Origin of the sequence: Cedecea neteri NBRC 105707 = ATCC 33855, from assembly GCF_001571265.1 — a bacterium.
Classification (GTDB): domain Bacteria; phylum Pseudomonadota; class Gammaproteobacteria; order Enterobacterales; family Enterobacteriaceae; genus Cedecea; species Cedecea neteri.
The window spans coordinates 1-12,460 of record NZ_BCTL01000045.1 but is presented as its reverse complement, the minus strand read 5'-3'; the positions used below and the strand labels follow the sequence as shown (position 1 = coordinate 12,460).

Below are 12,460 nucleotides of genomic sequence, written 5' to 3'. Positions count from 1 at the left end.
AGTGTTCTGGTTAAAAACTTCCCTTTTACGAAAAAAGGAAAAATAAACTGGTGGCTGGAAAACAAGGATATGCTGAAAGCCAGGTATGATATTCCAAGGCCTGAATCTCACGGTGGCTATACGATTATTTTTTGGCTATTCGGTGAGGGCTACAAAGAAGAAGGAAAATATGATCGACTTTGTTTTGATGATATGGAAAAAAAAGTCAACTGTATAGATAAGGATTTGGTTTTTATTGTTGACTATAGTAAAAACACAGGGTTGGAGCTCACTGTTAATGGCAGTGTCTATAGGCTCGAAGAAAATGGTAATATTATAAAGATATATTGAGAGCACTTTTTATTGATGATTAACATGGATGTTACTCTTAAAATTACGGACGTCTCTAATGAAATCAAAAAATAATGAAGCGCTTGCCCTACTATTCAAAAAGAAGAGAATCTCTCAGCCCGGTTAGTGAAAATCACGCAATCCGGGCTGAGTTTCCTCAGGGTACTCAACTTACTTCGCAGAACGATTTAGAAGCGATACTGAACGCCGACGCCGTAAGTATAGCTGTCGTTACTCAGCCCGGCAGCCCCGCTGCCCTGAGACCAGGTTTCCCCGGTATTATTATTGCGGGTTTTCGTTGAGGCTTTTGCTTCGGCAAAACGGGTCCACGTTAACTCCGTGTATAGCCGGGTATTCGGTGTGACGTAATAACCGGCCGAGACGGTTGCGGCGTAATAATTGGAATTATTACTTTTTTCACTAAAGCTCAGCTGACGCATATAGTGTTCGTCATTATCCTGGGCATTAACCCACGGGCTGAATTTAAATTGCCCTGCAACGTCAAAGTCCTGGTAACGATAGCTTCCGGTCAGCCCAATGTACGGCACGCTGAATTTCTGGCTATAACCAATCCCCGGCTTCCCGGCAGGGAACTCACCGACAAGCGCGCCGTTGAAATAATTGTATGAGCCGCCTCTGGCGGTCCAGCTATAGCGTGTTTCCTGGTAACCGGTGACAATGCCGAGGTTATAAGCCGGTTCCTTTAACAGCCAGCCGGTCAGGTTGAGATCGAACTGATTGGCGTAATTCAGGCTGGTATCAGGGTGGGTGGATTTGTCGCTCCAGTGGCTCTGACCTGGCGTTTGCCAGTCATAGTCGGACATATGCGAGCCGCGTGAGGCGAAGGTTGTCCAGCCGTTGGCATTGAGGGTGATGTAACGCTGTACGTCCCAGCTAATACCGCCTTTAATAATAGGTGTATTTTTTATTTTCCATTTCAGTTCACTTAATTTACTGCTATCACCTTGATTATAAACAAGCTCTTTAGATTCTCCGTTTAGAACGCCGGTGGAAATATTGGTGGTGACTGCGTCGGGTGAAAAATTAAAGCTGGTTGAAGCGAGCAGCGCCGGGCTAAACAGCAATGCGGCGGCCGCAGGCAGGTATTTTTGCTTGTGCATGATGTATCGTTCTGTTTTCTATAACATTGGTTTGGTGTTGCAAAAAATAAACCTGTACGGACAGGTTAGCGGCCGTAAAGGGTTATTGTTGCGCGATAAATTATGTTGTTGAAAATTATTATTAGTTTGTCTTGTCAGGCAAAACGAAGCGTATTTTATGGACTGTTACTTGACAGGGGAAAGATTATTTTCTACTGGTGAATATTTGAGCGGTGAATTGTTTGATTTTAAAGAAAATTAAAATTGTAGCTTTTTGTTACAAGGATATATCATAACTATTCATATGTATTTATTACAAAAAATCTATTTATAGACACGCCCGGCTTGCCCGAACGTGTTTTCCTTCCCGGCTAAATTGAAATAATACTTTTGCTGAGGCTAGATCTCTAATTTAACTCTCTTTTTTAACTGTGCTGGCGGTCGATGGCACGGGAAGAATGATTTCAGCCGCAATCTTCCAGGCATTATTTACCTTCAGCCAGTTAATCATCATCAAGAAGGGTTTTGGCGTGCCGCTTTGCCCGGCGTAAGACACGGTAATATTCATCGGCAGGTAAGACTGCGCGACGTCCTGGGTAAGCCCAACGACTTTTAACTGATTGAAGTCTGGCGTTAAAACCACCGGGCCTGAGGCCGCAATATCATGGATTTTCCGATCGATGGCTTTATTTCCCCAGTATCCGGCCCAGTTCCCGTCAGCCGGCACGGCGCTTTTCGCCACAATGAGTGCAGAAGGTGACTGCCAGAACATGTCGTGGATAGCGTTCACATCGTGACGGTTTGCCAGCGTAATCAGCTCGCTAAAGTTCTGTTTGATTTGCGTGAGTTCCGACGGCGTGAGCGGATCGCCTGACGGAGAAGCCTGCACGTAACCTGCGGCAGACAGCAAACTGCCAAGCAGGGCTAACTGAGACATTTTCATGATTTCACCTGTGAAGTAAGGAAGGGGCGCAGCCCGAATTGACAGCGAGAGCCATGCGGGTTAAAAATAAAATATGACCAGTCGTCTTGAATTGTCAATACAGCGAAAAAGGTAAAAATGAAAACTGCTGAAGGGGCTCGCCGGGGGCCTAAACCAAACGCCGGAACCCGCACCAATCTGCTGCAGGCGGGGCTGGATGTTTTGCATGCTGAGGGATATGCGGCTTCAAGTATTCAACTCATCGTTGAGGCGGCCGATGTTCCTAAAGGTTCGTTTTATAATCACTTTTCCAGCAAAGAAGTCTTTACCGCCGAGCTTGTTGATCTCTACTTTCAACGGGCCGAGCAGCGCCTGGACAAGGCGTTTTCGCGCCACGAGCTTGCGCCGATTGCCAGGCTTGCCGCATATTTTGACGAGCTGATGGTCGTTTTTCGCCAGCAGCAGTTTGCCCGGGGATGCTTGCTGGGAAATCTGAGCGGCGAAGTAGCCGACCATAGCGAAATTATCCGGCTGAAACTGGAGGATAAGCTTAACCGCTGGAGCGAGGTTATCGAGGCCTGCCTCAAAGAAGCGCAGCAGTTGAATCAGCTTGATACTGCAATGCCCGCAGAGGCACTTAGCCGCTTTATCCTGAACGCATGGGAAGGCGCCTTGCTGCGTATGAGGGCTGAAAAAGACGCGACGGCATTGCAGGAGTTTCGCTTTTTCATTTTTGAGCATCTTTTGGTGGGGCGCTGAGCATCGGGTGCGCCATCTAAAAAAGTGAAGCCTGATAGTCTGGCTGCCGATATGTTCACGCAATAACAATCAATCAGGAACCGTTATGGAGCCGTTACTGACCACCCCGCGCCTGACGCTGCGCAAATTTACTCGTGCGGATTTACCCGTATTTATTGAATACCGCAATCAGCCGGAAGTCGCTCGCTACCAGAGCTGGGACGGCTATAGCGAGGCCGATGCCGAGGCATTTTATGCCCAACAAGCGACGCTGGATTTTAATATCGATGAAAGCTGGTTCCAGATTGCGGTCATCCGCAGCGAAGATCGGCGTTTATTAGGTGACGTTGCCGTTCACTTTTTTGATGAAGGCCAGCAGGCAGAGCTGGGCATGACTTTTGATGCGAGGCATCAGCGGCAGGGGTTTGCCTTTGAATCTCTGCGTGGCGTGATTGAGCTGTTGTTCACCACCTTCCACAAACATCGTCTGGTGGCGACGGTTGATGCCAGGAACGAGGCTGCGGCTACCCTGCTGGAGAAACTTGGTTTTCGCCGTGAAGCACACTTTCGCAAGAATATTTTCTTTAAAGGTGAATGGGGGGATGAATATGCCTATGCGCTGTTGCGCAGCGAGTGGAAATAAACAAGGGTCTGCTTAGCAGGCCATTATTGTTATTTAACAGCGAACAATAGCCAAAATAGCAGAGCGCTATTGCAATATTCACTGAGCGTTATTTTATGATTTTGTGCGTTTTAATTTAGCGCCAAATGCAGCGTTTAGGTTTTGTTTAACTTTTGATTTACATTCTTACTATACTGGCTTCACTTCCTTTTTGGTATGAATCCACCGTCTTCCGGTGGTGTCATTCTATTCGTCTTTCTAAAATAAAATGTTCCGGAAATTCATCTGTTAAATACATCGTCCGGATAGTTGGCAAGGACATTGATATGTCAGATTTAAACATCTCTCTTGATACTGCGGCCCTGACGCACTCCCTTTCTCAGTGGGGCAATGCAGCGGCTGAATCCGTAGTGAGCGATCTGGAACAGGGCAAAGTAATTTTCCTGCCGCAGCTGACGTTTGCGCTCACCGAACAGGAAAAGGTGCTGTTGAACCCGGCGGTTGTTGACCCAAAGCGTAAGAACATCAGCTATCAGCCGCTGAAGGATAAACTGACCGGCGTGGCCGCTGCCGAGCAGGAGCCAGAAGTACGTGCGCTGTTGAAACGCCATTACGAATCCTGCGTGCAGCTGATTGCCACTCTTCTGCCGGAGTATCAGCAGGTGCTGCACACGCCGACCAACAGCCTGCGCCTGCACCCGGTTAAGCAGTGGACGCAAAACACCTCCTGGCGTAAGGACGACAGCCGCCTGCACGTGGACGCTTTCCCGTCCCGCCCTAACTACGGCGAGCGCATTCTGCGTATTTTCACTAATATCAATCCGGCCGGAGAAAGCCGTAGCTGGCGCGTGGGCGAAGCGTTCCCGACGCTGGCCGAGCGCTTCCTGCCACGCTTAAAAAGCTATTCTCCGCTCAGCAGTTGGTTGCAGAACGCTGTCGGCATCACCAAAAGCCGCCGCAGCCATTACGACCACCTGATGCTGCAGATGCACGACGCCATGAAGGCCGATGCGGATTATCAGAAGCAGGGGCCGCAGGTCGCCATCGACTTCCCGCCGGGCAGCAGCTGGATTTGTTTCTCCGACCAGACGCCACACGCCGCAATGGGCGGGCAGTTTATGCTGGAGCAGACGTTCTTGCTGCCGGTGGATGCGATGCAAAACCCGCAGCAATCGCCGCTGAAGGTGCTGGAAGGGCTGCTGCGTAAGCCGCTGATTTAGCGTTTTTCAGCGTTTAATTGTCTGGATGCAGAAAGCCGCTCGTGCGGCTTTTTTATTGGTAATCCGCAGAGGCAATACTGAGCTATTTATTTTCTGAAGTGATTAATGATCTTTTGCAGAAAGGAGCGCGGAACTTCTTTTTTTGCCCACGATGGATTAAGTAAATCATCGGGTAACAGATATACACGATCGTCATCATCCAGCACTTTCGCGTTGAGCGTGGCCGCGATTTCCAGCATTTTGCAATACAGTTCCTGGCCTGGGGATGTCGTTGAAATATTGCCTGTATCCCAGTCCAGCCAGTTAATTTCATCTCCTCGCCACAGGACGTGATATTGTCCATTTTTCGGATCAAAACTGAGTTCAGGATCGTTATTCACGCACTGAATCCATTCTTCCGCAAAAATAGGATGGCTCTCCCCATCCCATACATGTTCTGCTCTGGTGATGTGCATTTCCCAGCCCATAATATCCCTCTGCATTTAGACAATGTTTTTTGATAAAACCTGATGTAGAGATAAATATCATTGCTGTCGATTTTACGATAGCAATAAAAAAGGCCAGAGAGATCTCTGACCTTTTTTAGGCGTTCCCTGAGGGGGATTAACGCATGGTGACAAACTCTTCCGCAGCGGTCGGGTGGATAGCCACGGTGTTGTCGAAGTCTTTCTTGGTCGCGCCCATTTTCAGCGCCACGGCGAAGCCCTGCAGGATTTCATCCATGCCGAAGCCGATGCCGTGAATACCGACGATCTTCTCGTCCGGGCCCGCACAGACCAGCTTCATGCGGCACGGCTGGCGGTGAGAGGTCACGGCGGTGTACATAGCGGTGAAGGAGGATTTGTAGACCTTCACGTTGTCGTCGCCGTACTGCTCGCGCGCCTGTGGTTCGGTCAGACCCACGGTGCCGATTGGCGGGTGGCTGAACACCACGGTTGGTACGTTGCTGTAGTCCAGGTGCTCGTCAGGCTTGTTGTTAAACAGGCGCTCGGACAGGCGGCGGCCAGCGGCAACCGCGACAGGCGTCAGCTCAACTGCGCCCGTGTTGTCGCCCACCGCATAGATGCCAGCCACGTTGGTGTTCTGGAACTTATCGACCTTGATATAGCCTTTTGCATCCAGCTCGACGCCGGTTACCTGCAGGTTGAAGTTGTCGTTAGCCGGTTCGCGGCCAATCGCCCAAATCAGGGTATCGACGGTTTCAGCCCGGCCATCTTCCAGCTCCAGCGTCAGGCTGCCGTCGGCGTTTTTCACTACCGCTTTCGGAATCGCGTTGGTGTGCAGGGTCGGGCCTTCTGCTTCAATCACTTCCAGCAGCGTTTCAACGATCAGCGGATCGAAGGTACGCAGCGGCGCATGTTTGCGCACGAACAGGTGCGTTTCTGAGCCCAGCGCGTTAATCACGCCCGCGATTTCCACCGCGATATAGCCCGCACCGACCACCGCCACGCGTTTTGGCAGGCCCGGAAGCTCGAAGAAGCCGTCGGAATCGATGCCGTATTCTGCGCCAGGGATGTTCGGATGGCTTGGACGACCGCCGGTGGCGATCAGAATATGGTCTGCGGTGATGGTTTCGCCGTTAACTTCCACGGTGTGCGCATCCACAAACTTCGCAAAGCCGCGAATCACGTCAACTTTATTCTTGCCCAATACGTTGTCGTAAGAGGTGTGAATGCGGTCGATATAGGCGGTACGGCTGGCGATAAGCTTGTCCCAGTCGAAGTGGTTCAGCGTGGTGTCAAAGCCGTAGTCCGGGCCGTAGTTGTGAATCGCTTCGGCGATTTGCGCCGCATGCCACATCACTTTTTTAGGCACGCAGCCGACGTTGACGCAGGTGCCGCCCAGATCTTTCGCCTCAATCAGTGCGCATTTCTGCCCATACATTGCCGCACGGTTAATCGAGGCGATACCGCCGCTGCCGCCGCCAATGGCGAGGTAGTCATAATGTTTGGTCATGATGTTTCCCTTTTGAGTCGAAAATTAGGCGCGATTGTAGCGCGCCTGGGTAAAGGTTCTACCGATTACTGCGATAGCCACGTCATACTTCAAGCTGCAGCGGTGTTGGCTGCACTCCTGAACCCCAGTCACTTACTTTAGTAAGCTCCTGGGGATTCACTCCCTTGCCGCCTGGCTGCAACTCGAATTATCTAGTGGCCTGCTCTCTTATTCAGGCACAATCCAGCTCAAGGTGGTCGAGCCGGTGCCCGTTGGCACCAGCTTTTTGTGCAGCCACGGCAGCACGTTGGTCATCTGCTGCTCCAGCTTCCACGGCGGGTTAATCACGATCATGCCGGACGCCGTCATGCCGCGCTGGTCGCTATCCGGGCGAACCGCCAGCTCGATCTGCAGGATGCGGCGGATGCCCGTCTCTTCCAGGTCGCGGATCATACGTTTGATTTGCTGGCGCAGCACCACCGGGTACCACAGCGCGTAGGTGCCTGTCGCAAAACGCTTATAACCTTCGGCAATCCCTTTCACCACGTCCTGGTAGTCGGTTTTGATCTCATACGGCGGGTCGATGAGGATCAGGCCACGGCGGGAAACCGGCGGCAGCTTCGCTTTCAACTGCTGGTAGCCGTCGGCACGCTCAACGCGGGCGCGGTCGTCCTTCTGGAACTCGGAGCGCAGCAGCGGGAAGTCGGACGGATGCAGTTCGGTGAGCTGCAGGCTGTCCTGCTCGCGCAGCAGGTGGCGGGCAATCAGCGGAGAGCCTGGGTAATAACGCAGGTTGCCGCTGCGGTTCAGATGCTGCACCGCGCCAATATAGGCTTCCAGCTCTGCAGGCAAATCGTCCTGCTGCCAGATGCGCGCGATACCTTCCAGATACTCGCCTGTTCGCTCCGCATGTTCGCTGCTCAGCTGGTAACGACCGGCGCCTGCGTGGGTGTCGAGATAGAGAAACGGTTTCTCCTTCTCTTTAAGCGATTCAATAATCAGGCTTTGAACGGTATGTTTTAGTACGTCGGCATGGTTACCGGCGTGAAAGCTGTGGCGATAGCTGAGCATGAGGGATGGTGTTCCACGAATAAGAAAACAAATTTCCCACAGTTTACCGCAGATTGCGGCGGATTACCGCCCAGGCGCGGCGCTGTTTCAATCGGGCCGAAAAGGTTTCAAAACATAAATGTGTCATAAAAGCGTCAAATTCCCAGGATAGCGTCGCAGCCAGGCAAGGTAATCGTTTGAATAAAAGGAAAAATAATGAAACTCCGTATTTCGATGCTGGCAGCAGCGCTGGCGGTGGCTATGCCCGCCCTGGCGAAGGATGTGTCTCTCCCTCAGGCCGCGGCGATAGCCAATACCGTGACGCCGGCAAACAGCAGCCAGGCGTTTGATGATCTTGAAACGCAGTCCCTGGCGGCGCTGCGCACTGCCCTGAAAGGCGATGCGGATAAACTGACCCGCGACCAGCTGGATAAAGCGAAGCAAAGCAAAAAGCTGGCGGATACCGCCTGGCTGAAGGCGAGCGGCTATGACTTCCAGACCAAAGCCAACCAGAAAGCGGGCATTGAGCTGCTTTCCGCGTTCAGCAAGCTGCCGGACTCCGTGATTAAGCAGAACCTTGAAACGGTCACCAACATCAACCTGAATGCCGTACAGACTTCACGCCATCAGGCGCTGGCGGATGCCGAGGGCATCAACCATCTTTACTTCCTGAGCGATGCGATGGGGCCGCGCCTGGGCAAAGCCTTCCTGGCCGCCTATGACAAAGGCGAGCTGAGCAAGGCCGCGGCGCTGATTAAGGCCTCGGAGGTCAGCACCAGTGCGGCGAAGAAACACTTCAATAACCCGCGTCCATTCCTGATCCAGGGCAACACGATCCATCTCGTGCCGGATGATGTGGTGATTAAAGATAACAAAGCGTACACCGCAGACGGCGGTTCCTTCCCGAGTGGCCACACCAACACAGGTTACACCGACGCGCTGCTGATGGCCGAAATGGTGCCGGAGCGTTTTGAGGCCCTGGTTGAACGCGGCGCACGCTACGGTTACTCGCGCATTGTGCTGGGCGTGCATTACCCGCTGGACGTAATGGGCTCTCGCATGGTGGCGCAGCGCAACGTGGCTAACTACCTGAACGACCCGAAATACCGCGCGTTGTTTAACGAAGCTCGCGATCAGCTGCGTACCGCGCTGGAGAAAGAGTGTGGTACCACTTTGGCTGAATGTGCGAAATCTTCCGTGAAAGACGATCCGTACCGTGCGCCAGCGATGAAAGAACTTTACCGCTTCACCATGACCTACGACCTGCCGCAGCAGAAGGGCGAGAAGCAAGCCCTGCAAGTGCCGCAAGGGGCGGAAGTCCTGCTGGAAGCCGCGCTGCCTAAGCTTTCCGCCGCACAGCGCCGCACTCTGATGGTGAAAACCGCGCTGCCAGCGGGTTACCCGCTTTCCGGCACAGCGGCGGACCAGCAATTCTGGCAGCGCCTGAATCTGCCGGCGGCCTACGCAATGGCAGAAAAATCCCACTGATTTCCCTTTCGGGGCAGCGCCTGCTGCCCCTTTTCCTGGCAAGCCCAGCGCAACGTCCGGGATTGAAATTCGCTACACTTAACCCCATGCTAGACTCCATGCACAAAGCGCCGCTTGAGCGCTTCTCTCTCCCTTTTAATCAGGAACGCGCTTATGACCAATCCTTTACTGACCTCTTTTGAGCTGCCGCCGTTTTCCGCCATCAAACCTGAACATGTTGTTCCGGCCGTGACTAAAGCGCTGGACGACTGCCGTGCGGCGGTGGAAAGCGTGGTTGCGCAGGGCGCGCCTTATAGCTGGCAGAACCTGGTTCAGCCTCTGGCAGAAGTGGACGATCGCCTGGGCCGCCTGTTCTCCCCGGTCAGCCATCTGAACTCGGTGCAGAACAGCCCTGAGCTGCGCGAAGCCTATGAACAAACGCTGCCGCTGCTGTCCGAATACAGCACCTGGGTTGGCCAGCACGAAGGGCTGTATAACGCTTACCGCGATCTGCGTGACGGCGCGAACTACGCCAGCCTGAGCGTCGCCGAGAAGAAAGCGGTGGATAACGCCCTGCGTGACTTCGAGCTGTCCGGGATTGGTTTGCCAAAAGACAAACAGCAGCGCTACGGTGAAATCTCCGCTCGCCTGTCCGAGCTGGGGTCTACCTACAGCAACAACGTGCTCGATGCCACGATGGGCTGGAGCAAACTAATTACCGATGAAGCCGAGCTGGCAGGCATGCCGGAAAGCGCCTTAGCTGCGGCCCGCGCTCAGGCAGAGGCCAAAGAGCAGGACGGCTGGCTGCTGACCCTGGATATTCCAAGCTATCTGCCGGTGCTGACCTACTGTGACAACCGCGCCCTGCGCGAAGAGATGTACCGCGCGTATTCAACGCGTGCGTCTGATCAGGGGCCGAACGCCGGGAAGTGGGACAACACCCCGGTGATGGAAGAGATTCTGGCGCTGCGCCACGAGCTGGCTCAACTGCTGGGCTTTGGCAACTACGCGGAAAAATCCCTCGCCACCAAGATGGCGGAAAACCCGCAGCAGGTGCTCGAATTCCTGTCTGACCTGGCAAAACGCGCTCGCCCACAGGGTGAAGCCGAGCTGGCTCAGCTGCGCGCCTATGCGAAAGAGCATTACGGCGTGGAAGAGCTGGAGCCGTGGGACATCACCTGGTACAGCGAAAAACAGAAACAGCACCTTTACAGCATCAGCGATGAGCAACTGCGCCCGTACTTCCCGGAAGAGCGCGCGGTGAACGGCCTGTTCGAGGTTGTGAAGCGCATCTACGGCATTACCGCCAAAGAGCGTAAAGATATCGACGTCTGGCACCCGGACGTGCGCTTCTTCGAGCTGTATGACGACCAGGGCGAACTGCGCGGCAGCTTCTATCTCGATCTTTATGCTCGCGAGCACAAACGCGGCGGGGCGTGGATGGATGACTGCGTGGGCAAAATGCGCCGTGCCGACGGCTCGCTGCAAAAGCCGGTGGCCTACCTGACCTGTAACTTCAACCGCCCGGTGAACGGCAAACCAGCGCTGTTTACCCACGATGAAGTGATCACCCTGTTCCATGAGTTCGGCCACGGTCTGCATCATATGCTGACCAAAATTGAAACCGCGGGCGTGTCCGGCATCAACGGCGTGCCGTGGGATGCGGTCGAGCTGCCGAGCCAGTTTATGGAAAACTGGTGCTGGGAGCCGGAAGCGCTGGCGTTTATCTCCGGCCACTATGAAACGGGCGAGTCCCTGCCTGTAGAGCTGCTGGAAAAAATGCTGGCGGCGAAGAACTACCAGGCAGCGCTGTTTATCCTGCGCCAGCTGGAGTTCGGCCTGTTCGACTTCCGCCTGCATGCGGAATTTAACCCGGAGCAGGGCGCGAAAGTGCTGCAGACGCTGGCCGAGATTAAGAAACAGGTTGCCGTGGTGCCGGGGCCGAGCTGGGGTCGTTTCCCGCACGCCTTCAGCCATATCTTCGCTGGCGGCTACGCGGCGGGCTATTACAGCTACCTGTGGGCCGACGTGCTGGCGGCGGATGCCTACTCTCGCTTCGAAGAAGAAGGCATTTTCAACCGTGAAACCGGGCAGTCGTTCCTCGACAACATCCTGACCCGTGGCGGTTCGGAAGAGCCGATGGAGCTGTTCAAACGCTTCCGCGGGCGCGAGCCACAGCTGGACGCGATGCTGGATCACTACGGTATTCAGGGCTAATCCACCACGTGAAAATCTGTTTACTGACTGAAGCAGGCGCCGACTCCGGCGCCTTATCTGTTTTGAGCGAGCGCTGGCAGCTTGAGCATGATGCAGACGCTCTGATGGCGCTGGTGTTAACGCCTGAGCACCTTGAACTGCGCAAGCGCGATGAGCCAAAGCTTGGCGGCATCTTCGTTGATTTTGCCTCCGGCGCGATGGCGCATCGCCGTAAGTTTGGCGGTGGGCGTGGCGAAGCGGTGGCCAAGGCCGTTGGCGTGAAGGGCAGCTATCTGCCGGACGTTGTCGACGCGACAGCCGGGCTGGGGCGCGACGCTTTTGTGCTGGCTTCCGTCGGCTGCCGCGTGCGGATGCTGGAACGTAATCCGGTGGTTGCCGCACTGCTTGATGACGGCCTGCGCCGTGGCTATCAGGACCCGGAAATCGGCGGCTGGCTGCAAGAGCGGCTGCAGCTGATCCACGCCTCGAGCCTGACGGCGCTTAGCGACATCACGCCACGGCCGGATGTGGTGTACCTCGACCCGATGTTCCCGCATAAGCAAAAGAGCGCGCTGGTGAAAAAAGAGATGCGTGTTTTCCAGTCTCTGGTGGGGCCGGATGAAGATGCGGACGGGCTGCTTGCCCCGGCCAGAGCGTTGGCGAAGAAAAGGGTGGTGGTGAAGCGCCCGGACTACGCCCCGCCGCTGGCCGAAGTCGCCACGCAGAATGCAGTGGTGACCAAAGGGCACCGGTTTGATCTTTATGCCGGGACGCCGGAGTAATCGTGCTGCTACAGTCCCTCTCTCCGGGGGGTTGGTCACAAATATCCTCGGTTATGTAGGGCTGGTTAAATTTCCGTTCACTTTCAGCCAGGTTTTAT

Annotated in this window: 12 protein-coding genes; 7 read left to right on the top strand and 5 right to left on the bottom strand. The window is 54.2% G+C overall.

Translation table 11 applies throughout. The annotated features are described in order from the left end of the window. Positions 1-330 (top strand): DUF943 family protein (locus CNE01S_RS18475; protein WP_061277709.1); only part of this gene is annotated, 330 nt, incomplete at its 5' end. 188 nt (positions 331-518) lie between these two features. Here the strand turns inward: CNE01S_RS18475 and CNE01S_RS18470 are convergent. Together CNE01S_RS18470 and CNE01S_RS18465 are read right to left on the bottom strand one after the other, a co-directional pair. Further along, complete coding sequence (locus tag CNE01S_RS18470) at positions 519-1,451, bottom strand: omptin family outer membrane protease (protein WP_061277708.1); 933 nt, start codon at positions 1,449-1,451, stop codon at positions 519-521. A 391-nt stretch (positions 1,452-1,842) separates the two neighbouring features. Then, positions 1,843-2,373 carry a hypothetical protein gene (locus CNE01S_RS18465; RefSeq protein ID WP_061277707.1) on the bottom strand — a complete coding sequence of 177 codons (531 nt, stop codon included), beginning with the start codon at positions 2,371-2,373 and terminating at the stop codon, positions 1,843-1,845. A 117-nt stretch (positions 2,374-2,490) separates the two neighbouring features. Between CNE01S_RS18465 and CNE01S_RS18460 the strand changes: the two genes are divergently transcribed. From CNE01S_RS18460 to kdoO, 3 genes are all read left to right on the top strand, one after another. Beyond that, positions 2,491-3,111, top strand: a complete 621-nt coding sequence (locus tag CNE01S_RS18460) for a TetR/AcrR family transcriptional regulator (RefSeq protein ID WP_061277706.1) — start codon at positions 2,491-2,493, stop codon at positions 3,109-3,111. A gap of 85 nt (positions 3,112-3,196) precedes the next feature. Next, entirely contained in the window at positions 3,197-3,733 is a 537-nt protein-coding gene (locus CNE01S_RS18455; protein WP_061277705.1) for a GNAT family N-acetyltransferase, read from the top strand. 305 nt (positions 3,734-4,038) lie between these two features. After that, entirely contained in the window at positions 4,039-4,932 is an 894-nt protein-coding gene (gene kdoO, locus CNE01S_RS18450; RefSeq protein ID WP_061277704.1) for a Kdo hydroxylase KdoO, read from the top strand. An 86-nt stretch (positions 4,933-5,018) separates the two neighbouring features. Here the strand turns inward: kdoO and CNE01S_RS18445 are convergent, their stop codons facing one another. The 3 genes from CNE01S_RS18445 to CNE01S_RS18435 form a co-directional block, all read right to left on the bottom strand. Further along, complete coding sequence (locus CNE01S_RS18445; protein WP_061277703.1) at positions 5,019-5,399, bottom strand: hypothetical protein; 381 nt, start codon at positions 5,397-5,399, stop codon at positions 5,019-5,021. Positions 5,400-5,535: 136 nt separating this feature from the next. Then, on the bottom strand, positions 5,536-6,888 hold the full coding sequence (gene gorA, locus CNE01S_RS18440) for a glutathione-disulfide reductase (protein WP_061277702.1): 1,353 nt from the start codon (positions 6,886-6,888) through the stop codon (positions 5,536-5,538). A gap of 207 nt (positions 6,889-7,095) precedes the next feature. Further along, positions 7,096-7,938 (bottom strand): 23S rRNA (adenine(2030)-N(6))-methyltransferase RlmJ, encoded by an 843-nt coding sequence (locus tag CNE01S_RS18435; protein ID WP_061277701.1) that lies wholly within the window; start codon positions 7,936-7,938, stop codon positions 7,096-7,098. A 195-nt stretch (positions 7,939-8,133) separates the two neighbouring features. Between CNE01S_RS18435 and CNE01S_RS18430 the strand changes: the two genes are divergently transcribed. The 3 genes from CNE01S_RS18430 (at position 8,134) to rsmJ (ending at position 12,362) form a co-directional block, all read left to right on the top strand. Continuing rightward, the gene (locus tag CNE01S_RS18430) at positions 8,134-9,405 is read left to right on the top strand and encodes an acid phosphatase (protein ID WP_061277700.1); all 1,272 of its coding nucleotides are present in this window, start codon (positions 8,134-8,136) and stop codon (positions 9,403-9,405) included. 153 nt (positions 9,406-9,558) lie between these two features. After that, entirely contained in the window at positions 9,559-11,601 is a 2,043-nt protein-coding gene (gene prlC / locus CNE01S_RS18425) for an oligopeptidase A (protein ID WP_061277699.1), read from the top strand. A gap of 8 nt (positions 11,602-11,609) precedes the next feature. Next, positions 11,610-12,362: a 16S rRNA (guanine(1516)-N(2))-methyltransferase RsmJ gene (gene rsmJ / locus CNE01S_RS18420; RefSeq protein ID WP_061277698.1), complete on the top strand. Its 753-nt coding sequence runs from the start codon at positions 11,610-11,612 to the stop codon at positions 12,360-12,362. Positions 12,363-12,460: the final 98 nt, after the last annotated feature.